The organism is Virgibacillus ihumii (genome assembly GCF_902726655.1).
Lineage (GTDB): Bacteria > Bacillota > Bacilli > Bacillales > Amphibacillaceae > Lentibacillus > Lentibacillus ihumii.
In genome coordinates, this window is record NZ_CACVAN010000001.1 from 3,215,021 (window position 1) to 3,240,245 (window position 25,225).

Annotated in this window: 27 protein-coding genes; 19 read left to right on the forward strand and 8 right to left on the reverse strand. The window is 42.2% G+C overall.

Annotated features, from left to right (window positions below):
* Nucleotides 1-79: 79 nt before the first annotated feature.
* From HUX68_RS15810 to HUX68_RS15820, 3 genes are all read right to left on the reverse strand, one after another.
* Nucleotides 80-1,024 (reverse strand): ABC transporter permease, encoded by a 945-nt coding sequence (locus tag HUX68_RS15810; protein WP_174615712.1) that lies wholly within the window; start codon nucleotides 1,022-1,024, stop codon nucleotides 80-82.
* Nucleotides 1,017-1,937, reverse strand: coding sequence for an ABC transporter ATP-binding protein (locus HUX68_RS15815; RefSeq protein WP_174615713.1), 921 nt, complete (start codon nucleotides 1,935-1,937; stop codon nucleotides 1,017-1,019). The genes HUX68_RS15810 and HUX68_RS15815 overlap by 8 nt, the downstream gene beginning before the upstream one ends.
* A gap of 207 nt (nucleotides 1,938-2,144) precedes the next feature.
* Nucleotides 2,145-2,288, reverse strand: a complete 144-nt coding sequence (locus HUX68_RS15820; RefSeq protein ID WP_174615714.1) for a YfhE family protein — start codon at nucleotides 2,286-2,288, stop codon at nucleotides 2,145-2,147.
* Nucleotides 2,289-2,573: 285 nt separating this feature from the next.
* Here HUX68_RS15820 and HUX68_RS15825 point away from each other — a divergent pair, with 285 nt between their 5' ends.
* From HUX68_RS15825 to HUX68_RS15850, 6 genes are all read left to right on the forward strand, one after another.
* Nucleotides 2,574-3,713: a thiolase family protein gene (locus tag HUX68_RS15825; protein ID WP_174615715.1), complete on the forward strand. Its 1,140-nt coding sequence runs from the start codon at nucleotides 2,574-2,576 to the stop codon at nucleotides 3,711-3,713.
* Nucleotides 3,714-3,910: 197 nt separating this feature from the next.
* Nucleotides 3,911-5,059 (forward strand): acyl-CoA dehydrogenase family protein, encoded by a 1,149-nt coding sequence (locus HUX68_RS15830; protein WP_174615716.1) that lies wholly within the window; start codon nucleotides 3,911-3,913, stop codon nucleotides 5,057-5,059.
* Between the two features lie 58 nt (nucleotides 5,060-5,117).
* A complete protein-coding gene (locus HUX68_RS15835; RefSeq protein ID WP_174615717.1) occupies nucleotides 5,118-6,290 on the forward strand; it encodes a CapA family protein in 1,173 nt (390 codons plus the stop codon).
* Between the two features lie 223 nt (nucleotides 6,291-6,513).
* Nucleotides 6,514-7,326 (forward strand): DUF368 domain-containing protein, encoded by an 813-nt coding sequence (locus HUX68_RS15840; protein ID WP_174615718.1) that lies wholly within the window; start codon nucleotides 6,514-6,516, stop codon nucleotides 7,324-7,326.
* A 72-nt stretch (nucleotides 7,327-7,398) separates the two neighbouring features.
* On the forward strand, nucleotides 7,399-7,719 hold the full coding sequence (locus tag HUX68_RS15845) for a thioredoxin family protein (protein ID WP_174615719.1): 321 nt from the start codon (nucleotides 7,399-7,401) through the stop codon (nucleotides 7,717-7,719).
* An 80-nt stretch (nucleotides 7,720-7,799) separates the two neighbouring features.
* On the forward strand, nucleotides 7,800-8,396 hold the full coding sequence (locus HUX68_RS15850) for a class I SAM-dependent methyltransferase (protein WP_174615720.1): 597 nt from the start codon (nucleotides 7,800-7,802) through the stop codon (nucleotides 8,394-8,396).
* Nucleotides 8,397-8,420: 24 nt separating this feature from the next.
* On the opposite strand, the gene HUX68_RS15855 is transcribed toward HUX68_RS15850, so the two are convergent.
* The 3 genes from HUX68_RS15855 to HUX68_RS15865 all read right to left on the reverse strand — a co-directional run bounded on the left by HUX68_RS15855 (nucleotide 8,421) and on the right by HUX68_RS15865 (nucleotide 11,560).
* On the reverse strand, nucleotides 8,421-10,493 hold the full coding sequence (locus tag HUX68_RS15855) for a heavy metal translocating P-type ATPase (protein WP_174615721.1): 2,073 nt from the start codon (nucleotides 10,491-10,493) through the stop codon (nucleotides 8,421-8,423).
* The gene (locus tag HUX68_RS15860; protein ID WP_174615722.1) at nucleotides 10,483-10,851 is read right to left on the reverse strand and encodes an ArsR/SmtB family transcription factor; all 369 of its coding nucleotides are present in this window, start codon (nucleotides 10,849-10,851) and stop codon (nucleotides 10,483-10,485) included. Before HUX68_RS15860 ends, HUX68_RS15855 begins: the two co-directional genes overlap by 11 nt.
* Nucleotides 10,852-10,945: 94 nt before the next feature.
* Nucleotides 10,946-11,560: a VOC family protein gene (locus HUX68_RS15865; RefSeq protein ID WP_174615723.1), complete on the reverse strand. Its 615-nt coding sequence runs from the start codon at nucleotides 11,558-11,560 to the stop codon at nucleotides 10,946-10,948.
* Between the two features lie 94 nt (nucleotides 11,561-11,654).
* Between HUX68_RS15865 and HUX68_RS15870 the strand changes: the two genes are divergently transcribed.
* From HUX68_RS15870 to HUX68_RS15890, 5 genes are all read left to right on the forward strand, one after another.
* The gene (locus HUX68_RS15870; protein ID WP_174615724.1) at nucleotides 11,655-12,218 is read left to right on the forward strand and encodes a GNAT family N-acetyltransferase; all 564 of its coding nucleotides are present in this window, start codon (nucleotides 11,655-11,657) and stop codon (nucleotides 12,216-12,218) included.
* Between the two features lie 13 nt (nucleotides 12,219-12,231).
* Nucleotides 12,232-12,378, forward strand: coding sequence for a hypothetical protein (locus HUX68_RS15875; RefSeq protein ID WP_174615725.1), 147 nt, complete (start codon nucleotides 12,232-12,234; stop codon nucleotides 12,376-12,378).
* A 193-nt stretch (nucleotides 12,379-12,571) separates the two neighbouring features.
* On the forward strand, nucleotides 12,572-13,276 hold the full coding sequence (locus tag HUX68_RS15880; protein ID WP_174615726.1) for a response regulator transcription factor: 705 nt from the start codon (nucleotides 12,572-12,574) through the stop codon (nucleotides 13,274-13,276).
* Nucleotides 13,260-14,612 carry a HAMP domain-containing sensor histidine kinase gene (locus HUX68_RS15885; RefSeq protein WP_174615727.1) on the forward strand — a complete coding sequence of 451 codons (1,353 nt, stop codon included), beginning with the start codon at nucleotides 13,260-13,262 and terminating at the stop codon, nucleotides 14,610-14,612. Before HUX68_RS15880 ends, HUX68_RS15885 begins: the two co-directional genes overlap by 17 nt.
* Before the next feature lie 93 nt (nucleotides 14,613-14,705).
* Nucleotides 14,706-15,530, forward strand: coding sequence for a PepSY domain-containing protein (locus HUX68_RS15890; RefSeq protein ID WP_174615728.1), 825 nt, complete (start codon nucleotides 14,706-14,708; stop codon nucleotides 15,528-15,530).
* Between the two features lie 80 nt (nucleotides 15,531-15,610).
* On the opposite strand, the gene HUX68_RS15895 is transcribed toward HUX68_RS15890, so the two are convergent.
* Nucleotides 15,611-16,291 carry an adenine nucleotide alpha hydrolase family protein gene (locus HUX68_RS15895; RefSeq protein ID WP_174615729.1) on the reverse strand — a complete coding sequence of 227 codons (681 nt, stop codon included), beginning with the start codon at nucleotides 16,289-16,291 and terminating at the stop codon, nucleotides 15,611-15,613.
* Nucleotides 16,292-16,750: 459 nt separating this feature from the next.
* Between HUX68_RS15895 and HUX68_RS15900 the strand changes: the two genes are divergently transcribed.
* Genes HUX68_RS15900 through HUX68_RS15930 form a run of 7 tightly spaced genes read left to right on the forward strand, consistent with a single transcriptional unit; the run spans nucleotide 16,751 to nucleotide 22,541 of the window.
* On the forward strand, nucleotides 16,751-19,156 hold the full coding sequence (locus tag HUX68_RS15900; protein WP_174615730.1) for a Na+/H+ antiporter subunit A: 2,406 nt from the start codon (nucleotides 16,751-16,753) through the stop codon (nucleotides 19,154-19,156).
* Nucleotides 19,146-19,568: a Na(+)/H(+) antiporter subunit B gene (locus tag HUX68_RS15905; protein WP_174615731.1), complete on the forward strand. Its 423-nt coding sequence runs from the start codon at nucleotides 19,146-19,148 to the stop codon at nucleotides 19,566-19,568. Before HUX68_RS15900 ends, HUX68_RS15905 begins: the two co-directional genes overlap by 11 nt.
* Nucleotide 19,569: 1 nt before the next feature.
* Entirely contained in the window at nucleotides 19,570-19,908 is a 339-nt protein-coding gene (locus HUX68_RS15910) for a Na(+)/H(+) antiporter subunit C (protein WP_174615732.1), read from the forward strand.
* Nucleotides 19,901-21,379, forward strand: a complete 1,479-nt coding sequence (locus HUX68_RS15915) for a Na+/H+ antiporter subunit D (RefSeq protein ID WP_174616496.1) — start codon at nucleotides 19,901-19,903, stop codon at nucleotides 21,377-21,379. The genes HUX68_RS15910 and HUX68_RS15915 overlap by 8 nt, the downstream gene beginning before the upstream one ends.
* Nucleotides 21,380-21,413: 34 nt before the next feature.
* Nucleotides 21,414-21,896, forward strand: a complete 483-nt coding sequence (locus HUX68_RS15920; RefSeq protein ID WP_174615733.1) for a Na+/H+ antiporter subunit E — start codon at nucleotides 21,414-21,416, stop codon at nucleotides 21,894-21,896.
* Nucleotides 21,896-22,180: a Na(+)/H(+) antiporter subunit F1 gene (locus tag HUX68_RS15925; protein WP_174615734.1), complete on the forward strand. Its 285-nt coding sequence runs from the start codon at nucleotides 21,896-21,898 to the stop codon at nucleotides 22,178-22,180. The genes HUX68_RS15920 and HUX68_RS15925 overlap by 1 nt, the downstream gene beginning before the upstream one ends.
* A complete protein-coding gene (locus tag HUX68_RS15930; protein ID WP_174615735.1) occupies nucleotides 22,158-22,541 on the forward strand; it encodes a Na+/H+ antiporter subunit G in 384 nt (127 codons plus the stop codon). The genes HUX68_RS15925 and HUX68_RS15930 overlap by 23 nt, the downstream gene beginning before the upstream one ends.
* A 202-nt stretch (nucleotides 22,542-22,743) precedes the next feature.
* Here HUX68_RS15930 and HUX68_RS15935 read toward each other — a convergent pair whose 3' ends face one another.
* On the reverse strand, nucleotides 22,744-23,820 hold the full coding sequence (locus tag HUX68_RS15935; RefSeq protein WP_174615736.1) for an NADH:flavin oxidoreductase/NADH oxidase: 1,077 nt from the start codon (nucleotides 23,818-23,820) through the stop codon (nucleotides 22,744-22,746).
* 248 nt (nucleotides 23,821-24,068) lie between these two features.
* Between HUX68_RS15935 and HUX68_RS15940 the strand changes: the two genes are divergently transcribed.
* Nucleotides 24,069-24,983, forward strand: a complete 915-nt coding sequence (locus tag HUX68_RS15940; protein WP_174615737.1) for a YegS/Rv2252/BmrU family lipid kinase — start codon at nucleotides 24,069-24,071, stop codon at nucleotides 24,981-24,983.
* The last annotated feature ends 242 nt before the right edge of the window (nucleotides 24,984-25,225 follow it).

Below are 25,225 nucleotides of genomic sequence, written 5' to 3' on the forward strand. Positions count from 1 at the left end.
AGGCATGGATTATACGGTAATTCATGCCTCACATAATAGTTATAACATATAATAGAAGAATTGTTGAAGGATTATACTATTATGTTCCGGCGACATCTCTTTTTGTAAAAAATACCCAGGTCAGTACTAAAAAGGTGATATAGTAGACCGCCAGTACCGCAATGGAAAATCCGAGCGTCATTCCTTCTGCGGCAGTATTATTTGCATACTGCTGCAAATCTGTATTTGCGAAAAGAATAAATTTTGACCAGTCATATTTGGCAAAAAATGTAACAATCGCGTTTCCGGCAAACATGAGGACAATCGCCAGCCCAATGGCCAATGCACTTTGACGGAAAATCGCCGAAATCATAAATGCAAATGTTGCCATCATCAGTAAAGTCACAAGCTGATAGCCATATCCTTCAACGATCTTTTCCATAACAGATACATATGCATATCCTTCACTTGTGTTCATGACAATATGCGGATCCATTCCATTAACTCCAAAAAACAACGCCCCGCTAATCCATGAAAAAACAAGGACGAAAATCAGTGTGAATAATGCAAATATCAACACTGAAACATATTTAGCAGTAAGAATTTTCGTACGGGAAATCGGTCTGATCAGCAGGAGTTTAATCGTTCCCCATCTAAATTCATCAGCAATAATCCCTGCAGCTACGATAATCGTAAATAAGCTTACCAGTGACAGCAAAAATTCATTTTCCATAACAAATCGCCATGCGTCATATGCTGCCGGCTGGATGTCATTTTCCAGATAAAAGTTGTTTTTCTCTATTTGGCCGGAATAAAAACTTTGCATCATTTCTTCTTTTTCCGCTTTTTCTTTCATGTCAGCATTTTCTTCTTTCAGCACCTGCTGCCAATTATCCACCTGGTATTTTTCATTGGGTGCGGCAAAATTGCTAAGGGCGGCCAGGCCGATAATAATAACTGCAGTTAATATGTACATGATCCATGTTGATTTACGGATATACAGTTTGATCTGCTCATTCATTAGCAGGTTCATAAAATTAGCCAATCGTATTCTCCCCTATCAAATCAAAAAATTTATCTTCCAGCGTTGTTTTCGAAATCGTCACCTGATAAACAAGTATATCGTGATTTACGAGCAACTTAACGATTTCCGGAATTTTTTCCCGCGCACAGTATACGCTGATGCCCTCATCGATTTGCGAAGCTTCGAGCGCGAGATCCGTCCGCAAAATTTCCAGTGCACGGTCAGCAGGTGATACGTCCATTAAAATTTTTGAAGTGTCTTCCTGTTCTGTAACTTCATGGACATCCTGGATTGCAATCATTTCACCATTTTTGATTAACCCGATTCGGTCACACATCTGTTCAACCTCTGATAGCAAATGGCTGGAAATGATAACTGCCACATCTTCCTCCCGGGCCAGTTTACGTATGTATTGACGGATTTCCCGGATTCCCGCCGGATCCAGTCCATTTGTCGGTTCATCAAGAATCAGCACTGATGGATTATGCAGTAAAGCCTGGGCAATTCCCAATCGCTGACGCATCCCGAGCGAATATTTTTTGACCTTTTCTTTGATCGGCTTTTCCAGTCCGACTAGACGAACAACCTCATTGATCCGTTCTTTTGTAACCCCCGGCATCATGCGGGCGTAATGCTTCAGGTTTTGCATCCCGCTCATAAACGGATACATCTCCGGGTTCTCAACAATTGCTCCTACTTCTTTGACAGCATCTTTAAAATCTGATTGCACACTTTTGCCAAGAATGTGTACGTCTCCATCGGAAATTTGCATTAAACCAACCATCATGCGAATTGTAGTTGTTTTACCGGCACCATTCGGACCGATGAAGCCGAACACTTCCCCTTTATTGATGGAGAAGTTTAATCCCTTAATAATATTCTTACTGCCGATGTTTTTCTTTAAATTGACTAAGTCCATTGCTGTTTCCGACATCAAGTAATTCCCCCCAATTTCAATGCTCTGCCAGATTTATACGACACATGGTCCCAAGAAGTTTCATTTAACGACAAATTTATGAAAAAAGGAAAGTATACCAGTTTCAGGCGACAATAGTTTCTGATTTGGTGAATGCAGCCTTTTTTTATAGTCCAATCAAAAAGACACCTCCAAAAAAGAGGTGCCTTCTAATGATCATATTAATTAATTTTCGCCTTTTGCTTCTTTGACACGAGGCTGACGATAGCCGCCTGCAATGTCTGCATGTTTAAATTCTTTTGCGTAATGAACCTCCTGCGCATCTGTCAGCTGCTTGTTCTCTGTGGGCTGGTATTGCGTTTTTCGCATTTATGACTTCCTTTCTATAAATAGATTTTCCGTCACAATTCTATTCCCGGTGTGAAATGTGTTAAACATGTCCCTCTTCATTAATACAATCGAATCAAATAGAAAAAAGGTGGCATGCTCATCAAAAAAACGAGCGTTTGCGGTAAAATACGGTCCTTCAGAAATTACACTCTGCCCCTTTTCAGGCAATACACTCGATTTTAAATAAAACGCCATACTTTTTTTATTTTTCCAAAAAAATCAGATATAATGAAAACAGTTACAATTACAAAAAGAGGTGAGGTTATGCGGGAGGTTGTTATTGTCGAGGGCTGCCGTACTGCGGTTGGACGAAGAAAAGGGATGTTCGCCAATTACCGGGCGGATGAACTCGCAGCAATCGTACTTGAGGAAGTGGCTAAGCGTTCCAATGTAGATAAAGAGATGGTCGAGGACGTCATTATGGGCTGTGTCACGCAAGTTGGAGAGCAGGCGGGCAATGTTGCGCGAACAGCAGCATTGATTGCCGGATTTCCGATTGATGTTCCCGGTGTAACGATTGACCGACAATGCGGATCAAGTCAGCAGGCGGTTCATTTTGGTGCACAGGCGATTGCCGCTGGGGATATGGATGTTGCTATTGCCGGTGGTGTGGAAAGTATGACACGCGCTCCGATGTTTTCGAATGTACAGGAAACAAAGCCAAGTAAAAAGCTGACATCCCGGTATGAAATCGTTAATCAAGGTGTTTCAGCGGAAAAAATTGCGGAGAAGTGGGAGTTTTCCCGTCACCAGCTGGATGAATTTTCATTGCAAAGTCATCAACGTGCACTGAAAGCTATTGAACAAGGGAAATTTGAAAAGGAAATTGTCCCGGTCGAAACGGGTGAAGGTACAGTCGTTCAGGTTGATGAAGGTCCACGAGCTGATACGACAATAGGGGCATTAGCAGGGTTAAAAACCGTATTTAAAGAAAACGGCAAAATAACTGCCGGCAATGCAAGCCAAATGAGTGACGGGGCCAGTGCAGTGATGCTGATGTCGGCGAAAAAAGCTGCTGAACTTGGACTGAAGCCCAAAGCAAAAATCGTAGCCAGAACGGTCGTCGGATCAGACCCAACACTAATGTTAACCGGGCCAATCCAAGCAACCAGAAAAGTTCTGAAAAAAGCGGACCTAACGATTGCTGATATGGATCGGTATGAGGTGAACGAAGCCTTTGCACCGGTTCCAATGGCATGGTTGCAGGATATTGGCGCCGATCCGGAAAAACTGAATGTAAACGGCGGTGCAATTTCGCTTGGTCATCCATTGGGTGCTACCGGAACAAAACTATTAATCTCACTTGTCCATGAATTGGAGCGGTCAGGCGGCAAATATGGGCTGTTGGCCATTTGCGAAGGCATGGGTACAGCCAATGCCACGATCATTGAACGAATCGAATAGAAAGGAGAAGGCACTATGATTCGGCTCGACGGCGCCATTCCCATGCAGCCGAAGTAGTGGCCCGTGAACCGTGCGAACTGCGCGTCAAACGTGCAAAGTGGCCCGTGAACCGTGCGAACTACGCATCAAAACGTGCGAAGTGGCCCACAAAAACGTGCGAATTACTGCATCAAATGTATCGTAGGAGGAGGGATTATATGGGCAAATATCGGTTTGAGACGGATGAACATGAACTTTTCCGAACAACGATCCGGAAGTTTTTGCAAAAAGAAGCGGAACCGTACTACGAGCAATGGGAAGAGGACCGGATGATTCCGCTTAATTTTTGGAAAAATATGGGCGATATGGGTTTTCTGTGTCCTCATGTCGAAGAAAAATACGGTGGATTGGACCTGGATTTCAGCTATTCGCTGATTATTTTGGAAGAATTGGAACGGATAGGTACAAGCTTGATTGGAATCGGGCTTCATTCTGATATTGTAACGCCTTATATTGAATCGTACGGAACAAAAAAACAGAAAGAAAAATGGCTGCCGGGGTGCGTGACAGGCGATAACATAACAGCCGTTGCCATGACAGAACCGGGGACAGGGTCAGATTTAGCCAACATTAAGACGACAGCCATCCGAGATGGCGATCACTTTATTGTTAATGGTCAAAAAACGTTTATTACAAATGGGATTCAGGCGGATCTTATCCTTGTTGTTGTTAAAACTGATCCGGATGCACAGCCGAAACATAAAGGGGTCAGCCTGTTAATGGTTGAAGCGGACTCCCCGGGTTTTTCCCGCGGCAGAAAACTGAATAAAGTCGGGTTGCATGCGCAGGATACAGCTGAATTATACTTTGAGGATTGCCGGGTTCCAAAAGAGAACCTGATTGGTAAGGACGGAAAAGGGTTCACATATTTAATGGAAAAACTGCAGCAGGAAAGGCTTGTTGTGGCCGTTTCCGGGCAGGTTGCTTCAGAGGATATGCTGGAAATGACACTCGAATACGTGAAATCCCGAAAAGCATTTGGCAGAACAGTCGGCTCGTTTCAAAACTCTCAGTTCAAACTCGCTGAAATAGCAACACAGGTTGAACTGGGCAGATCTTTTTTGGAGTCACTGATTGAAGACCACATCGCCGGAAAGGATATTGTCTCGAAAGTATCGATGGCGAAATATTGGCTGACAGATACTGCTAAGCAGATTGCCAATGAATGCATGCAGCTGCACGGCGGTTACGGCTATATGGAAGAGTATAAGATTGCCAGACGTTTTCGCGATACCCCAGTAGCAGCAATCTATGCAGGATCAAATGAAATCATGAAATCAATTATTGCAAAAAATATTGGATTATAGATTTTTATGTCAGTTTATGTGGTATGATGGAGGAAAATCATGCTAGGAGTATCATGTTATGAAAAAAATAACACTGGCTGGCAGTATTCTCTTGCTAATGGCTTGTCTGTTGCTTGTGGCATGCTCAGAAAACGGGCCAAATCAAGTGTCAAAATCATCAGACGACCATTCTGAAAATAAAAGAAACACAAAGGAAAAACCGGTCATATCAAAAACTGTTCAGAAGAAAATTACAATAACGGCAATTGGCGATATGTTGATCCATGACAGCGTGTATGAAGATGCAAAAACAAAAAAAGGATATGATTTCCGCCCGATGCTCGATCGTGTTAAGCCATATTTGAAGAACTCAACTGTTACAATGGCCAATCAGGAAACGATGATTGGCGGGGTCGAACTGGGACTGTCATCCTATCCGACGTTTAATAGTCCGTATGCGGTTGGGGATGCATTAAAAGATTCCGGAGTAGACGTTGTTACATTAGCAAACAACCATACATTGGATGGCGGCAATGAAGCAATTCAAAGTGCCATTAGGCATTGGGAAAATATCGATATGATGTATACAGGAGCATATAAAAACGAAGCAGACAGGAATAAATTACGAGTTTATCATACTGATAAAGATATATCAGTCGCGTTTTTGGCATATACCTATGGCACCAACGGAATTCCAGTGCCTGATGGGAAAGGCTATCTGGTTGATCTAATTGATAGGGGATTGATGCAGGCAGATATTCAAAAAGCCAAAAAACAGGCGGACATCGTTGTGTTGAGTCTGCACTTTGGCGATCAGTATATACGCCTGCCGAATGATGAACAAAAGGCACTCGTTCAATTTGCCGCTGATCAGGGTGTCGATGTCGTGATTGGACATCATCCACACGTTCTCCAGCCAGTTGACTGGGTGAAAGGCGCCGATGGAAACAAAACACTTGTCGCTTACTCATTGGGTAATTTTCTGTCCGGGCAGGACGAATTTTACCGGCGCATCGGTGGAATTTTTAAGTTTTCTGTTCAAAAAACGATTAAAGGTGATAAGGAATCAATCGAAATAACAGCACCTAAATTCATGCCAACTTTTGTGAAGTACGATAATTTTACAGATTTTGAAGTGATTCCAATGTACCAGCTGACTGATAAAGAGCTTCCAAACGCCAAGCAGCACTATAAGGAAATAAAGCAGCATATGTCGCAGTGGATGCCGGGTTTAAAATTTATAGAGAAATAGAAAATGCTCACAGCGATTGTGAGCATTTTTTGTGAGCCGAAGCCGTTTTTTATGCAAAAGGAGAGTTCAACCATACGATAATACCAGATAGTTTAGCTATAATCAGTTCCCTTGTATAAAAACCAGCGTTTAGCAAATATTCTTTTTCTATAAATAACAATCATAATTTGATAAGATAACGATATGCTTTTAAAAAGAAGACAGTTAGAGGAGACAATTAAACATGGAATGGAAGAATATCTATCGTGGATTGCTTATGGGGACAAGCGACGTCATTCCGGGGGTGAGTGGGGGAACGATTGCTGTTCTGCTCGGAATCTATGAACGATTAATCGCAGCAATTAACGGACTGACGAGTAAGGATTGGAAAAAACAGCTGGGGTTTCTGATTCCGCTTGGGATTGGTGTTGGTACTGCAATTCTGTTGTTGAGCCATGTAATAAGCTGGCTGTTTGAACATTATCCTGGACCGACAAAATTTTTCTTTCTCGGCCTGATTATCGGGGTATTGCCTTATTTGTTTCATAAGTCAGATGCGAAAAATACATTTAATGCAAAACACATTGTTATATTGCTGGTTGGAGCTGTAGTAGTTGGTTCGTTGATGATTTTTCAGACAAGTGAAGGAGCTTCCATCGAGAACATCACAACATCAACCTACATATTGCTGTTTTTCTCCGGGATGATTGCCAGCAGTGCGATGATTCTCCCGGGGATAAGCGGATCGTTTATGCTGTATGTGATTGGTGTGTATACAACCGTAATTGGCGCGGTTGAAAATATGCAACTGGATATTATTGCGGTGACTGGAACAGGAATTGTGATTGGGCTTGTAGTCATGACGAAAATCATTAATTATTTTCTGAATCAATATTATACCGGCACTTTCGCCTTGATTATCGGCATGGTTATTGGTTCTGTTTTCGTCGTGTTTCCCGGCTGGCCGGGGGATATGGCCGGAATGATTCTTAGTGTGGTTACGTTCGGACTTGGGCTCGCAGCTGCGTATCTGCTCGGAAAAGTCGAGTATGAATAAGCAAACTGCAGGACAATAAATCATACACACGATACAATGAATATAGAAAATCATATGTGAGGTGAATGCAAGTTGAAACATATAGATACTGAAGCACAATTCAATGAAATTATTCAGTCGGATAAACCGGTTATTGTAAAGTTTTTTGCTGATTGGTGCCCGGATTGCAAGCGGATGGATATGTTTATTGACGGTGTGATGGATGAATTTAATAATCATGGATGGTATGAGGTCAACAGTGATGAAATTGACGGTCTTGCTCAAAAATATGAAGTTATGGGTATTCCGAGCATTCTGTTGTTTCAAAACGGTGAAAAAATCGCCCATCAGCACAGTGCGGACACAAAATCACCAGAATCTGTAAGTGAGTTCCTGCATCAGCAATTGGCATAGGGCATAATAATCATCCTCTTCGTGAGGGTGATTATTTTTGTGCAAATGGTGGAATGAGTCCTTTAAAGGAGACATGTCCGATGGATAATTTATTTTCACAGTTTGCACAGCCACGTGGTACTGCTGGACGGGTTGCCGGCTGGTTGATGGCAAAGGAAAACAGAGCAATTAATAAATGGACGATTGAATTTCTGCATATTCAGCACGGGGAGCATGTACTGGAAATCGGTTTTGGTTCCGGAAAGGCAATGAAATACATTCTGGAACAGAAGGATGATTTAATACTTACTGGGCTGGATCCGTCCGGAGTGATGGTGCATCAAGCTTTGCGCAGGTTAAACAAGCATTTGACCAATGAACAAGTTCGGCTCGTTGAAGGCTATGCACAAGATTTACCTGTATTTTCGAAAAAATTGGACAAAGTGCTTGTCATCAACAATGTTACGTTTTGGGAAAATCCGGTAAATACCCTTGGAGAAATCCGGAGCCAAATGAATAAAGGCGGCAGAATAGCCCTGACCATTAAACCACATGAAAAAGGCGCAACCGATGAAACGAGTAATTTAATCGGCGGGCAGCTTTCAGCGTTATTGGCAAACGCCGGGTTTGGAGATGTTGAATTTTTTATTAAACTAACAAATCCGTGTAACACAGTATGTGCGCTCGGAACGAAATAAGATGAGCATTCCGTTGCGGGATGCTCATCTTATTTTCAGCAATCGTAATGCATTTAACGTAACAAGTAAAGTAGCGCCCATGTCGGCAAATATGGCAATCCAGAGCGTCAGCCAGCCCGGGATGACAAGCAGCAGTGCCAATACTTTGATACCAAGCGCGAATGCGATGTTTTGTTTTATGATGGATAGTGCCCGCCGGCTTAATTTAACAGTAAAGGGTAGTTTCTCCAGGTCATCTCCCATTAAGGCAACATCAGCGGTTTCCAGCGCACTGTCAGTTCCCGCTGACCCCATAGCGATTCCAACGGATGATGCTGCCAGTGCCGGTGTGTCGTTTATGCCATCGCCGATCATCGCTATCGAACCATTTTTACGCTCAAATTTTTTAATGAACTCCAGTTTGTCTTCTGGTAAGAGCTCAGCTTTAACATTCGTTAAGTTGAGCTCTTTTTGCAGTGCAACGGCCGTTTTGGCGTGGTCTCCCGTCAGCATGCAGGTGTGATTGATTCCAAGTTTGTGCAGCATTTTGATAACATGCTTGCTTTCTTTTCGGGGCTTATCACGCAGTGCCGCTGCCATCAACAGCTCCTCGTCTGTTCCGCACAATATAACTGTTTTACCGGCTTCCTGATATGTTTTTATTTGGTCAGATTGAACACCGGGAAACATTGCTGGAGAACCGGCATACACCATTTCTCCGTTAACTTTGCCTTCGATTCCTTTCCCATGTATGGTTGTGAAATGATCCATTGGCAGCACACTGGCTTTCTTACTGTCCATGTAATCAATTATAGCTTTGGCCAACGGATGGTTTGATTTTGATTCCAATGTAAGGAGATAATCCAATGCCTTTTCATGATCATCGGTGTAAAAAAATACGTCAGTAACAGCCGGCGTTCCGTACGTCAAAGTTCCGGTTTTGTCAAAAGCAATGCCACGCAGTCCGCCAATCTGTTCAAGGTGGACTCCGCCTTTGATTAAAACACCATTGCGGGCGGCGTTTCCGATGGCTGTTACGATTGCGACCGGCGTTGAAATGACCAAAGCACACGGACAGCCAACAACTAAAACCGCAAGCCCCTGATAAATCCATGTTCCCCATGCTCCTCCGAAAAGAGGTGGAACAACAGCCACCAACATAGCGATTGCAATGATTGCCGGTGTGTAATAAGCAGCGAATCGATCGACAAAAGCCTGTGATGGTGCCCGTTCATCCTGCGCCTCCTCAACAAGATGAATGATTTTCGCAATCGTCGTATCCTCTGCTTTTTTCGTAACCTCAATTTCCAGGTAGCCGTCCTGATTGATGGTACCTGCAAAGACCTCGTCATTCAGCGTCTTTTCAACCGGAATTGATTCTCCGGTAATGGATGCCTGATTAATGGATGAGAACCCGCTTGCAATGTTTCCATCCATTGCGATTCGGTCGCCGGGCTTGATAATCATCACGTCACCAATTTTGATATCCTCGACAGCAATTCTTTGTTCGTCTCCACTTTGCCGCCGGATTAAAGCCTGTTTTGGTGAAATATCAATCAGCGAACGGATGGAAGCACGTGCTTTATCCATTGAATACGATTCCAGTGCTTCACTGATGGCAAATAAGACCACAACTATGGCTGCTTCACGCCATTCGCCAATAATCACTGCCCCGGTCACAGCAATGGTCATGAGCGTTTTCATATCAAATTGAAGCCTGGTCAGATTAATTAAACCGGCTTTAAAAAGAGTGGTACCGCCTGCAAGCGCTGCAATTCCATACAAAAGTGTTGAGATAAATGCTGCATTGTCAAAAACGACTTCCGAAATAATCCCCAGCATAATGAATAGTGATGCCAGCAGTACACGGTTATAACGAATCCAAAGGGGTTTTTTGGATGTTTTCTGATGTTCTCGGACTACTTTTATATTTTCAAAAGATCCGGCTTTCTCAATCTCCGGAATGGACACCCTTCCAGCAATATTGATTTTGGACGCAGCAAAATTAACTTCTGCATGGTTGACACCGTCAATGTTTCTGACATTGCTTTCAAATGTTTTGGCACAATTGGCACATGAGATTCCTTCAAGCCTGTAAGTCTGCTGTTTAGAGGGCATGAGCGGTATGCTCCTCTTGATGGTTAAATGCCTGAGCAATCAATTGTTTAATGTGGTGATCCATTAAGGAATAATAGACCAGTTTACCCTCTTTTCGGAACGTGGCAATCCCGGACTTGTGAAGTTGTCGCAGATGATGGGATGTTGTTGCGGTAGTTGCTCCGATAATATTGGCCAGGTCACAGACACAGAGTTCTTCTTCCATTAACAAAGAATACGCTATTTGAAGCCTATTTCCATCTGCCAGTAATTTATAAATCGATGAAACGTTATCGATTGGTTGTTCAGCTAATTGCTGCCTTATCCGATTAACTTTTTCTTCATGGACACAGGTTACCTCACATATATCTTTTGGCAAATTCTCCACCTCATTCAAATAAATATTTGATTATATTATATTCAAATATTTATTTGAATGTCAATAAAAAACCCGCATGTCTTAGGACTGCGGGTTAGTTGGATATGGAAAATCCCATCATGGCTGACGGTGTAAACTGCACATTTTCAAGTTGATGGTCCGTTTGAAAAATGGTGTCGAAGTCATTTGGGTTGGGCATTACGGGATAAAAGGTGTCGATTTGCTGTTTGTTGATGAGGGCAGTGTCATTCGGCACATTTTTTTCGCTATTCCACTCAATCAGAAATGGATGACGGATGATTTCAGCTTGTGGAAAAAGCATTCGCCATTCCAGCAATGAACCGTCCGGGCGATTCCTGCTTGCGGCAATTGGTCCGGTAAATGATACGTCATGTTGATGAAAATGCCCCAAATAATCATCCATTGCATTTGTTCTCAGTGCATATTGAATTGCCCCCTCCACATCACTGTGTAAGGTGCGGACAAGCTGGTCAATCAGCGGATTTTCAGACTTGCCAGCTAAATCTTCATCGAAAATTCCAAGCCATTCCAGGTAACAGTCATTGCTGAAATAAGCGAGATAGTTATACGTTCCCCAATCTTCATGTTTCCCACCTTCCAGAACTGTTACATTATGTTTGTTGGCAAAAGCTTCTGCAGCCTGTTTCGGGTCTTTGGAAGCAAGAATAATATGGTCAAGTGCAAGCATTTTTTTCACCTCCTTAAAAGGTTGTTATCGCAATTTTACAGAAAAATGGATATAATGAAAAGAAATTTATTTTTACAGGGAGAGTTGGAGGCAGATGCAGAATCCGATTTTAAGCGATTTTCCAACTGAATTTTATACGGAGCGATTGTATATTAGGATGCCAAAACCAGGTGATGGCAAGGGTGTTTCTGCAGCGATTCAAGCAAGTAAAGCGGAGTTGAAAAAGTGGCTGCCGTTTGCCCAAAAAGACCAGACCGTTGAAGAAGTCGAGGCAAATGTTCGTGAAGCACATGCTGCATTTTTGAAAAGAGAGGATCTGCGGATGCACATTTTTCACCGGGAGACGGGAGAGTTAGTCGGTTTGACTGGCCTGCATCGGATTGACTGGGGAGTTCCTAAATTTGAGATCGGCTATTGGCTTGATTCACGAAAAACTGGACAAGGATACATAACAGAAGCAGTGAAAGGTCTGACGCAATTTGCGTTCAGGGAGCTGGGCGCCAATCGTATTGAAATTCAGTGCGATGCAAAGAATCACAAGAGCAGGGCGATCCCGGAACGGCTTGGCTTTATATTGGAAGGGATTCATTACAATGATTCAATTGCAGTAGATGGAGATGAGTTGCGGGACACGTGTGTTTTTGCCAAGGTGCGATAATGGATGTTGTTGGTTGTACATCGTGCCTGCACAACTTATCTTTGAAATGCCGCGGGCGGAACATCAACTGCACGGGGAAAACATAAACCGTACGGGCGGAACATCAACCGCACGGGGAAAACATCAACCGCACGAGCGGAACATCGACCGTACGAGGTAGAACATCAACCGCACGGGGGGAACATCAACCGCACGAGCGGAACATCAACCGCATCAGAGGCACGTTAACTTCCAATCGCACAATTGACGGGTTCCAATTCTATCAATTTGCAGTTAACAATGCCCCTCTTTCAATACATTTTCAAAAAATTTTGGTATAGTACACTAAAAGGTATTTTGAAGTGGGTGACCAGATGGATAAATCAAACATATTAATCGTGGAGGATGAACAGAAACTCAGCAGGGTACTGCAGCTTGAACTGGAATACGAAAATTATATTACGGAAATTGCAGATAATGGAAAGGATGCGCTGAACAAACTGGAAAAAAGCCAATGGGATCTGGTGCTGCTGGATATCATGCTTCCTGAACTTAGTGGGATGGAGGTCCTGAGGAGATTCAGGCGCAGCAATCAGACGACGCCTATTATTCTCCTAACAGCAAGAGATCAGGTGCACGATAAAGTGAGCGGTTTGGATCTTGGGGCGAATGACTATATGACCAAACCTTTTCAGATTGAGGAGCTGCTGGCAAGAATTCGTGTTCACTTGAGACAGCGGACGACTATCGAGCAAAATGGTGAGCAGCTTTCCGTCGGTGATTTGATGGTTGATATTGGAACGCGGGAAGTTTCAAGAAGCGGTAAGCAGATTGAATTGACTCCGCGTGAATTTGATTTGCTCATCTACTTGCTGAAAAATAAAAATCAGGTTTTAACAAGGGATCAACTTATTGAACATGTCTGGGGCTTTGACTATTATGGCGACACCAACGTAGTGGACGTTTATATCCGTTATTTGCGCCAAAAAATTGATAAGGAATTTGACAGGGCGTACATTCAGACTGTGCGTGGTGTCGGTTATACGATAAAGGAAATTCATAATGAAACTATCAACTAAAATCCGCCTGTTTTCCAGCCTGTTTATGCTTATACTGGTGTTGCTCGTCAATACGGCAATCTACTATATGTTTCATACGATGTCACTGAACGGGGAAAGGGCGGAACTGACTGAGCAGGCGAATGAGATTGTGACAGCGCTAAATGACTCACCTAATATTGCAAAAAGTGATTTGCTGAGAGCGTACCTCCCTACGGATGGAATGATTCGGGTGGTTGGGAAAGATGGTAATCTACTTATGTCAACTTTGACGAAAGACTGGTCTTATAAGGATCTGCCATCAAGCTATTCAAAAAAACAAACGAGCAGGATCATTCCATTAAAGGATCAGGCTAATTTTTTGACTGTTTCCAAACCAATTATCTGGAAAAATGGAGAAGTGGCAACATTACAGGTATATAAGCAGCTTGTCGCACATACGGAAACAATGGAAACCTTGTTTTATGTTTTAATGGTGGCATCCATCATCGTGCTGATTCCGACCATTATCGCCGGTTCTTTACTGGGACGGTTTATTTTAAATCCAATTAAGTCATTGACGTCCACAATGAAGGAAAATATCTCATCCACCAATTGGAAAAAAATTAATTTGGAGAACAGATCGCGTGATGAACTTTACGAAATGGAGAAGACCTTTAATGTGATGATTGACTATTTGAAGGATAACTTTGAAAAACAGGAAATTTTCGTATCGGATGCATCGCATGAATTAAAGACGCCAATCTCCATCGTAAAAAGTTATGCCCAACTATTGAAACGGCGCGGCCGGGAGAACCCGGAACTTATAAATGAGTCGGTGCAGGCAATTGATTCAGAAGCAGATCGCATGCAAAAGTTGGTTGAGCAAATGCTGCTGCTCGCCAAAAATCAGGAACAGGGAGCCTACAGCAAGCTAAATATTGTACAATTAGCATGGGCAACCGTTGATCAGTTTAAGGGAGCCTATAATCGTGAATTGATTGTGGAAACAGATTCCCAGGATATTTACGTGAATGGGAATTATGATCAATTGCAGCAGGTAATTTATATTTTAATCGACAATGCATTGAAATATAGTGACAAGTCGGTAAACATCACTCTTTCACAGCAACCTTCTGAAGTGCAGATAAATGTTCAGGATTATGGTCAAGGAATCCCGCAGGAGGAAATGGAAAAAATCTTTGACAGGTTTTACCGGATGGAAAAATCACGAAGCCGTGAGCTTGGTGGAACTGGGCTTGGCCTGGCAATTGCAAAAGCTATTATGGAGAAACATCATGGCAGTTTATCTGTCATAAGTAATCCGGGTGAAGGGTCCACTTTCAGCATGATGCTGCCGACAATAAACAGAAATTAATATGTTTCTCATTGAATTCTAATCTTGCACACATCCTCCTTTCATTTGGAAGGGATATGATGTACTCAAGAAGAAAACAAGGAGGCATTTACCATGAAGAAAAAAGTAGGATTTGTATTAAGTATTTTGCTCGGTTTATCTGCACTCGGTCTGGGCATGTATCACACAAGTGCTTCACAGGCAGCGCCGGAATTGTCAAAGGAACAGATTAGGGACAAGGTAAAAAATCAATATCCGGGTAAGATAACTGAATTGGAATTTGACAAAGAAGGCAAACGTGCAGTATACGAAGTGGAAGTAGTTCAGAATGGAAAAGAATATGAAATTATTTTTGACGGAAATACCGGCGAAGTACTCTCATTGGAAAAACATAGTGTTTCAAAAGACGATGATGATTCAGATGATCGGTCTGAAAAGGACGATGACAGCTCCGAAAATGATGCTGCCAAAAATGAAAAAGATGACGCAGATGATGAGAAATACGACAAGGATGACCGGGATGACGATGAGAATGACCGTAACGAAAAAGCGGGTAATGACAACCGTGATGATGACGTAAACGCGAAAAACAATGATAAAAAGAACGAAGCCAATAATAACAAAACATCCAAAGAACCCCGCATCAGCGCTGCAAAAGCACAGGATATTGCACTGAAAGAAGTTCCCGGAACATTAGTAAGCAGTGAATTGGATGAGGATGACGGCAGATTGATTTATGAAATTGAGGTGAAATCCGATAAAAAAGAAGCCGAATTTGATATCGATGCCTATACCGGTGAAATTATCATGATGTCAATCGATACTGCTGAAAAAGATGATGCCGATGACCGCGACGATGATCGTAACGATGACCAGGATGATAAAGACAACGATCGTGACGATGGTAACGATCAGGAAGATGGCAGTAATAATAAATAATTAAGTAGAACAGCTGGCCGGGTCTCCGGCAGCTGTTCTATCTTCAACGCTATGATAGACTGCCCTTCTGGACTGTCTTTCTATACTTTCGCATTTGGTTCTTCTTTTAAAACACTGGTTACTTTATCATCTGTGACGTGTACCTGGCAGGTTTTGCCGTCTTTGTTGATAAATTTAAAAACACCATTATTAAAGTCTGTGCCGATTTCTTTATAGAAAATACCTTCATAAAGGTTTTTTTTCGTTCTGCTGAAGCTGAGATGATATTTCTCGCCGTCCTTTTGCAAAAAAGCACGTACCCCTTTTTCATAGGTGGAAGTATCTTCATCCCCTTTGAGTGTTCTGTCAATGGAGACAATATGAATGTCGACAAATGTAATGACACGCTGCAGGGAACTGGCAAAGGACCCTTTTGTGATTTCTTCCCATCTGTTCTGCGGAGTTTGGCCAATCACGACTTGGGTAATATTAAGATTGTGAACAACTTCTGCAATTGCTTTAACGGAAGTGCGTTTTTCATTGTCGCGAACAATGAACTCCTCTACATCCAGTTCATCACATAATACCTTCCAACGCTCGATATAATCGGATTTTTCTGCATCGAATTCGTCATATGGTATTGGATCAACGGTTAATACATATAGCGGGCAATCCAACAGGTCAGCCAATTTGTTGCCCCGTCTGATCAGTCTTTCGCCGTTGGGTCCATAATACACACAAACCAGAATGCTTTCATCCATACGACCCTTAATTCTTTTCATGACGGCAATCACCTCTTATTCGTTCAGTGTAAATGATTGAAGCTGTATTATTTTAACATGGTTAAATACGATGTCAATCCCCAATGATTCAAAAGAATACATATTTCTGTATATCATAAATCATCCATAAGAAAAGTTCCAGTGCCAATTTGTTTTATAGTCGGGATATTTAGTAAAACTGCCGCAAAAGATGTCTTTTTTGTTCTGAATAAAAAAATTGACAGGGTCGTATAAAGTGAAGGGTCATTTAATTTCATGTATAATATTTATGTACTATATATTTTTTTAAAATTAAATTGTTATCCTTCTTAATGATATTTCAATTGTTATAAACTTAACCTGGGTTTTGACAATCTTCTCCTGAAAATTAAAATATTTTATTTATTCCCGCAAAATCCCAATTACAGTTAGGGGATTCTCATACAGAGTACGGTCTGAACAGGAAACGGAGGCTAAAATTTGTTAACGATGCATGCAGCAATTATTATTCCTTTTATAGTTGCCGCCTTTATTCCTTTTTTAGCGAAACGACTGAAAACACTACATATCGGCTGGTTTGTACTGCTTGTCCCATTTGGACTGTTTATTTTGCTTGCAAGCTATATTCCGGAGATAGCTGATGGGGAAATCTTTTTGCAAACGATTCATTGGATTCCCAGCTATGACATTAATTTCACAACATACATGGACGGGCTCAGCATGATTTTGGGACTCTTAATTACCGGTGTAGGGGCTCTTGTGGTTCTTTACTCTATTTATTATTTATCCCCGGAGGAATCCTTAAAGCATTTTTATGTCTTTTTGCTGTTATTTATGGGTGCAATGCTCGGGCTTGTGCTTTCAGATAATATCCTGGTTTTATACGTGTTTTGGGAATTGACAAGTATTTCCTCTTTTCTATTAATTGCGTTTTGGTACCATCGGAAAAGATCCAGGGAAGGTGCGGAAAAGTCGCTGCTTATTACGGTTAGCGGCGGCTTTGCGATGCTTGTCGGCTTTATTATGTTGTACGTGATGACAGGTACCTTCAGTGTCCGTGAGATTATCCGTGAAGTTTCGCAGTATACGGACCATACCCTTTTTCTGCCTGCAATGGTATTGATTCTTATAGGAGCATTTACGAAGTCGGCACAATTCCCTTTTCACATTTGGCTGCCGGACGCCATGGAAGCCCCAACACCGGTCAGTGCTTATTTGCATTCCGCTACGATGGTAAAAGCAGGAATTTATCTAGTTGCCCGTTTTACACCGGTTTTCGGCGGAGAAGCATTGTGGTTCTGGCTCGTTGGAGGGGTTGGTTGTTTAACACTTTTCTGGGGTTCGTTTAATGCAGTGAAACAAACCGATCTCAAGGCATTGCTTGCCTATTCAACTGTAAGTCAGCTCGGTATGATTATGACGATGTTCGGTATCGGATCAGCTGCACTTTATTATGGTTATACAACAGAATCTGTAATCTATACACAAGCAATATTTGCGGCACTTTTCCATTTAGTGAATCATTCAACCTTTAAAGGTGCGCTCTTTATGGTTATCGGAATTGTCGACCATGAGGTGGGAACTCGGGATATTCGCAAACTGGGCGGTTTGGTTACATTAATGCCGATTACATTTACCATCTCATTAATCGGAAGCTTCTCAATGGCAGGATTACCGCCATTTAATGGGTTTTTAAGTAAGGAAATGTTTTTTACTTCTGTCTTAACCATGAGTGAAATGAACATTTTCTCGATGGAAACCTGGGGAGTGCTGTTCCCGGTAATTGCTTGGGTTGCCAGTGTGTTTACGTTTATTTATTCGATGATTATTGTTTTTAAGGCATTTTTCGGGCCGTATCAGTTGGGAAAGCTGGAACGTCCGGGACATGAACCTCCGATCGGAATGCTGATTGCACCCGCTGTTTTGGGTTTGATTGTGGTAGGCTTGTTTTTCTTTCCGAACATGTTGGGTAATAATTTACTTAAACCGGCGGTGGCAGGAATTTTCCCTACATTCCCTGAAGACGAGCTTGGTATGAAAATTACACCATGGCATGGTTTTAATACGGAATTATTTATGACGATTGGCGTGGTTTCTGCCGGACTCTTATTGTATCTCACATTGCGTTACTGGAAAGGGATTTACAGACTGTTTCCGGAAAAATGGACATTTAATGTGTTATTCCGTTATGTGCTGGATCAGCTCGAAATCAAATCCAGAGTTGTAACCGACTCTTATATGACAGGGTTCCTGCGTGACTATTTTGTTTATATCTTTTTATTCTTTAGCATACTGATAGGCGGAGCGTTAATCTACACAGGAGCGTTTGATTTTGAAGTATCCGGCAATGCACCGATTTCTGTCTATGAATGGATTCTTGCTGTTGTCATGATGGTTGCTGGAATTTCCATTCTTTTTGCCAAATCACGGTTGACTGCCATTTTGCTGAACGGGGTGCTTGGATATTCCATTGCAGTTTTCTTTGTATTATTCCGGGCACCGGATCTGGCACTTACCCAGGTTGGTATTGAAACTGTAACGACGGTTCTCTTCCTTGTCAGTTATTATTTTTTGCCGGAATGGCAAAAGGAGAATACGCCTAAGCGTACAAAGGGCCTTAATATCCTTATATCTTTATCGGTTGGTGCAGTCTTCATCATCGTTGCGCTTGCTGCCCAAAGCGGGAAATTGTTTGAAACCATATCCGGTTATTATGAAAATTCCTATCAGCTTGCCGGAGGGAAAAATATTGTCAATACAATATTAGGCGATTTCCGGGCTTTTGATACAATGCTCGAAGTGGTTGTTCTCCTGATTGCAGGGATTGGTGTATATTCCTTTGTCAAGTCGAAATCCAAAAAAGGAGGGCACAACCTTGAAGATTAATGATGTTATTTTGCATGCAGTAACAAAAATTGTCGTGTTTATTCTATTGACGATGGCAGTTTATTTATTTCTCTCCGGGCATCATAACCCCGGGGGCGGATTTATTGGAGGAATAATACTGGCTGCTGCTTTTGTGCTCCTCTTTCTTGCATTTGATATGGAAACGATAAAGTCCGGACTTCCATTTGATTTTAAAATTGTAGCAGCAATAGGTGCTTTCATCGCAGTTTGTACTGGCTTCGGTTCCCTTGTTTTCGGTGAGCCTTTTCTGAGTATGACCCATGGTTATTTTGAACTTCCATACTTCGGGGAAACAGAACTCACAACAGTTACCATTTTTGAAACCGGAGTAGCACTTACTGTTGTCGGAGTTGTGGTGACGATAATTCTTACGATTGGGGATGATGTATAAGATGGAAACATTAATAATCGTCCTGGCCGGGGTACTGGTTTCAGCAGCTACTTATTTGCTGCTTTCCAGAAGTGTGATTCGGGTTATTCTGGGAACGGCAATTCTCTCACATGCCGCACATCTTTTGATTATCAGTATGGGCGGGTTGAAAACAGGGGCGGTGCCTATATTGGGTAAAGAAGTGTCTTCCTTTACCGATGCTCTTCCACAGGCACTGATTTTAACATCCATTGTCATCAGTTTTGCCGTCACTGCCATCATGCTCGTACTTGCAATTAGGGCCTATCAAAAGCTGGGAACTGATAATCTTCTGAAGTTGAGAGGTTTTAATGATGACTAACATTCTTGTACTCCCAATGGCTATTCCTGTTCTGACAGGTATCATCCTTATTTTTCTCCGTCATTATATTGGTGCCGGGCGGTGGATAAGCTTCAGTGTAATGATGGCGAATACGTTCATTAGCCTTTATATTTTGAATCAAATTCAATCGGAAGGAATACTGCGGCTTGATTTTGGCGGATGGGAACCGCCATTTGGTATTTTGTTTGTCGCGGATTCTTTTTCTATGCTGCTCGTACTAACAACAAGTCTTATCACCGCGGTTTGTCTTTTATATGCTTTTTCCTCTATTGGTGAAAAGAGAGAAAAAATGTTTTTTTACCCGTTTGTGAATTTCCTTGTAGCAGGTGTGAATGGCTCTTTTTTAACCGGGGATATTTTCAATCTGTACGTTAATTTTGAGATTATGCTGTTGGCTTCTTATGTTCTTATTGCGCTTGGGGACAGAAAACTTCAATTTCGGGAATCAATCAAATATGTAGCCATTAATGTCGTCTCATCGTTCTTTTTCCTGATTGGGATTGCCTACCTTTATGGAATGGTTGGAACATTGAATATGGCGCATATATCACAGCGTGTAGCCGAATCCGGTCAGACACCGCTGTTAACAGTCATTGGTGTTGTATTTCTGGTGGTTTTCAGTTTAAAAGCCGGACTTTTTCTGTATTATTGGCTTCCCGGATCCTACAGTGCACCTCCAACTGCAGTTGCTGCACTGTTTGGGGCGCTTATGACAAAAGTCGGAATCTATGCCATGTTCCGTATGTTTACACTGGTTTTTTACCATGAACCTCAAATCACGCATAATATGATAGGGATTTTAGCTGCACTAACTCTAATTGGTGGAAGCATTGGCGCTATTGCGTACAGGGATATCCGCCTGATTGTTTCCTATAATGTATTGATTGCCGTCGGCTTTATTATGGTGGGGCTTGCTGTTGGAACACCCGAGGCAATTGAGGGATCCATCTATTATTTGGTGCATGATATGGTTGTGAAAGCATTGTTGTTTCTTGTGGCTGGTACCATGATTGTACTTGCCGGTACAGCAAGAATTGATAACATGAGCGGGATGATTAGGAATTACCCGGTGCTTGGCTGGATATTTTTCATAGTTACGTTGTCATTGGCCGGTATTCCCCCACTTAGCGGTTTTATTGGCAAAGTGCTGGTGGGTCAGGGTGCAGTCGAGACAGGAGCATATATCCTCGTTGCACTTGCTTTTTTGTCGAGTATCTTTGTATTGTATTCATTGCTGAGAGTCTTCCTGAACTGTTTTTGGGGAGAGACAATTATTAGTGTGGAAGATGAAATCCCCATGAAAAAAGGGTGGATTATACCATGCATGCTCCTGACAATTTGTACGATTGGTTTGGGATTGGGGGCCGAACCGCTCGCTGTCTATGTTGAAGATGCCGCAAATACACTTTTGAATCCGGAAGTTTATATTGATGCTGTGATGAACAAATAATGGTAGAGGGTTATAACGAAAGGGGTGAATGCAGGTGCCTGCCCAGTTTTTACTGAATTTAAGTATTGCATTTCTATGGATGATGTTTAAAGATGAAAGTGATTTAAACTTTACCACTTTTGTTACGGGGTACATTATTGGGATTGGTATTATTTTTGTTATGCACCGGTTTTTCGGCGACCGGTTTTATTTACACAGATTCTATATGGTCATGAAACTTGTTTTTATATTTATTTCCGAGCTGATGCAGTCCAGCATCCATACCCTGAAACATATTTTACGGCCAAACATTCGGATCAAGCCGGGAATTTTTAAATATGAAACAGAGCTCAGAGGTGAATGGGAGATACCTGCTCTCGGTCTGCTTTTGACATTGACCCCGGGTTCCGTTGTGTTGGAAGTGACCCCTGATGGGGATGCTTTTTATATTCACGCAATGGATGTGGAAGAATCTAAGGAAATGCTGTTGAAGTCTCTTTCCAAATTTGAAAAAGCTATTATGGAGGTGACAAGGTAATGACAGAAATCATGCTCATTACAGCACTGGTTTTATTTGGATTGGCAAGTGCTATTACACTGGTTCGTATTATCATTGGACCGAGTCTTCCTGATAGGATCATTGCACTGGATATGATTGGGGTTATCCTTGTATCTGTGGTTGCTGTAATTTCTGTTCTGCTCAATACCAAAGCGTTTCTTGAAGTTATCCTGATTCTGGCTATATTGGCTTTTATCAGTACCATTGCTTTTGCAAGATACATAGAGAGGGGGGTTGTCATTGAACGCAAGCGAAATAGGTGAATTTATCGCGGCACTGCTAATCCTTATTGGCAGTATAATAGCTGTCATAAGCGCGATAGGGATTATACGCTTTCCGGATGTCTATACTCGTTCCCATGCAGCTACGAAAAGCTCGACATTGTCTATCCTGTTGACATTATTTGGTGCATTTCTGTTTTTCTGGTGGGGACAGTCCATTTTCAGTGTTCGTATTCTCCTGGGAATTCTGTTTGTATTTTTAACAGCCCCGGTTGCAGGCCATCTTATTTCTAGAGCAGCATATCGCCGAAAAGTTAAAATGGCTGACACAACTGTAGAAGATGAATTATATGATGTACTCCATAAAAAAGGAGCGGAGGACAGTAAGCAGCATTCTGAATAGCCAAAAATCTGCCCCCGCTTTTCTGAAGCTAAGTTCTGCTCCCAAACGCGAACTCCGATATTACGGTAATATCTAATTAAGGAAAGTTCTATAAAATAAAAATGGCCGAACAGCTAAAATTGCTGATCGGCCAGAAAAGTTTGCGGGAATATTATTTTGAATGAATACCAGACTTCTGTCCTTTGTTAGAAGGATCGTTTTATTACCACCCGCGCTCATACTGAGGCGGTGTGTCCAGACTTTCCAGCTGATGGACAGCATGTGCGGCTTGTTTTGGGAAATATGGATCCCGCAGCATTTTTCTTGCCATCAGCACGATGTCACAGCGCCCGTTGCGGATATGGTCATCTGCCTGCATCCCATCTGTAATCAGGCCTACACCGGCTGTTGCAATATCTGCTTCATGCCGGATTTTTTCCGCAAAAGAGATTTGATAACCTGGTCCGACATCGATTGATGGACTCGGCGTATTGCCTCCGGAACTGCAATCGATCAGGTCCACTCCTTCGTCCTTTAAGCGTTTGGACAGCGCAATGGAATCTTCCATTGTCCAGCCGCCCTTTTCCCAATCTGAACTGGATATCCGTACAGTAAATGGCAGGTTATCCGGCCATTCTTCAAGCATTAATCGCACTGTTTCGACTGTAAACCGGATCCGATTTTCAAAACTGCCGCCATACTCATCTGTCCGCTGATTGCTTAGTGGTGAATAGAAACTATGTGCTAAATAACCATGTGCTGCATGAAATTCAACCCACTCGAACCCTGCGTCCCGGGCTCTGGCTGTTGCCTGTCGAAATGCCTCCTGTACCTCCTGAATGTCTGCTTTTGACATTTCCTCTGGTACGCGGTTGTTCTCGGAAAAAGCAACAGGACTTGGGGCGACAACTTTCCATCCGCCCTGGTCATCAGGAACATTAACGCCAAATTCCTTCTGTTTCCACGGGGCATATGTGGACGCCTTTCTACCAGCATGTGCCAACTGAATCCCTGGTACAGCCCCCTGGTCTTTGATAAACTGGGTAATCCGCTTGAAAGCTTCTGTATGTTTGTCCGAATAAATACCCAAATCTTCTGGGGAAATACGTCCCTTTGGTTCAACAGCTGATGCTTCAGCAATCACCAGCCCTGCACCGCCAACAGCGCGGGAACCAAGATGAACAAGATGCCAGTCATTCGGCAGACCGTCATCTGAACTGTATTGACACATTGGTGAGACCCCAATCCGATTACGCAGTGTTATATCCTTTATTGTTAATGGAGAAAAAAGATGTGACATAGAGTATGAAGCCTCCTATTGTATATCGATTTCAATACCACTACCATATTCAGGAATACTTTATGTTAAAATTTCTTACTTGTCAATTCAGCCGCCTCCGTGATGAAGAATAAATTGGTTATTTTGAACGGCAGTTTTCCATCGCTCTTCCACGATAAAATTACTGGTTTAGATATATATAAAATACTTGTGTTATGATTATTTCAAGTTACTGTTATGCAGTAAAGAGTTTTTGGAGGTAATGTACGATGAAATATGAAAAGGCCCTGTTCGTTTTCAACGGTAATGAAAATGACTCCAAAATGCAGCAGAATCTGGCTGGAACATTGCCTGTTTTGTCCGCGGCTGTTAAGGAACTGACCGTTATTCAGACAATGTCTATTGAGGATTTGAAAGGTACTTGTGTGGACTTTGCACCAAAAGTTGATCTGGTAATCATTCTTGGCGGGGATGGTACCGTTCATGAATGTATTAATAGTATCGCTCCCCTAGAAAAACGTCCTGTTATCGCGATTCTTCCCGGGGGAACGTGTAATGATTTCAGCCGGATGCTTAACATACCGCAAAATTTGAGTCAGGCAGCCGCTGCAATTGTGAATGGTGAAGTAAAGGAAATTGATGTTGGAAATGCCGACAAGCGATATTTTCTTAATTTTTGGGGGATTGGTCTTGTTTCGGAAACATCGTTAAATATCAGTGAGACACAAAAACAGAATTTCGGGGTGCTCAGTTATTTTATGAGTACACTAAAAACGGTTAATCAGGCAGAATCGTTTTCATACAACATAACGAGCGATAACGAAAACTATGAGGGCAAAGCGGTTATGGTTCTTGTTTTAAATGGAAAATTTGTCGGAACCAGGCAGTTTCCAATTCCTGCGATAAGCCCGGCAGATGGACTGCTTGATGTGCTCATCATAAAGGAGTCGACAATTGCGTCATTACGAGAATTATTGTCAATGAACCATCCAAGTACTGACGCTGAGCAACTTAAGGAGATTGTCCATTTTCAGGCATCGTCTATCCAAATTTCAACTGGCAAGGAAATGAGTGTCGATATGGATGGAGAAGTCGATGGTATCACGCCTGATAAAATCAGTATACTTCCCGATCATATTCGGATGATACACCTTCCTGTGACCGACAAACAAATGCAGCCTTGAATGGGTACACATGCATGGCTACAATAAAAAAGTGCGGATGTGTGATTTGAATCACAGTACAAAAGCTTAGCATATTGTATTCTTTACATGGGATGGGCTTCTGTTCTGTAAATGGGATATAAACGAACCATTGGGAACAGACCATATGCAAAGTACGCTTCTGTTGGAGCGTACTTTGCTTTTTACTCCTGGCAGTTAAGAAAGAATAAAATCCTTTCTTACTGCATAAGTGCAACTATGAC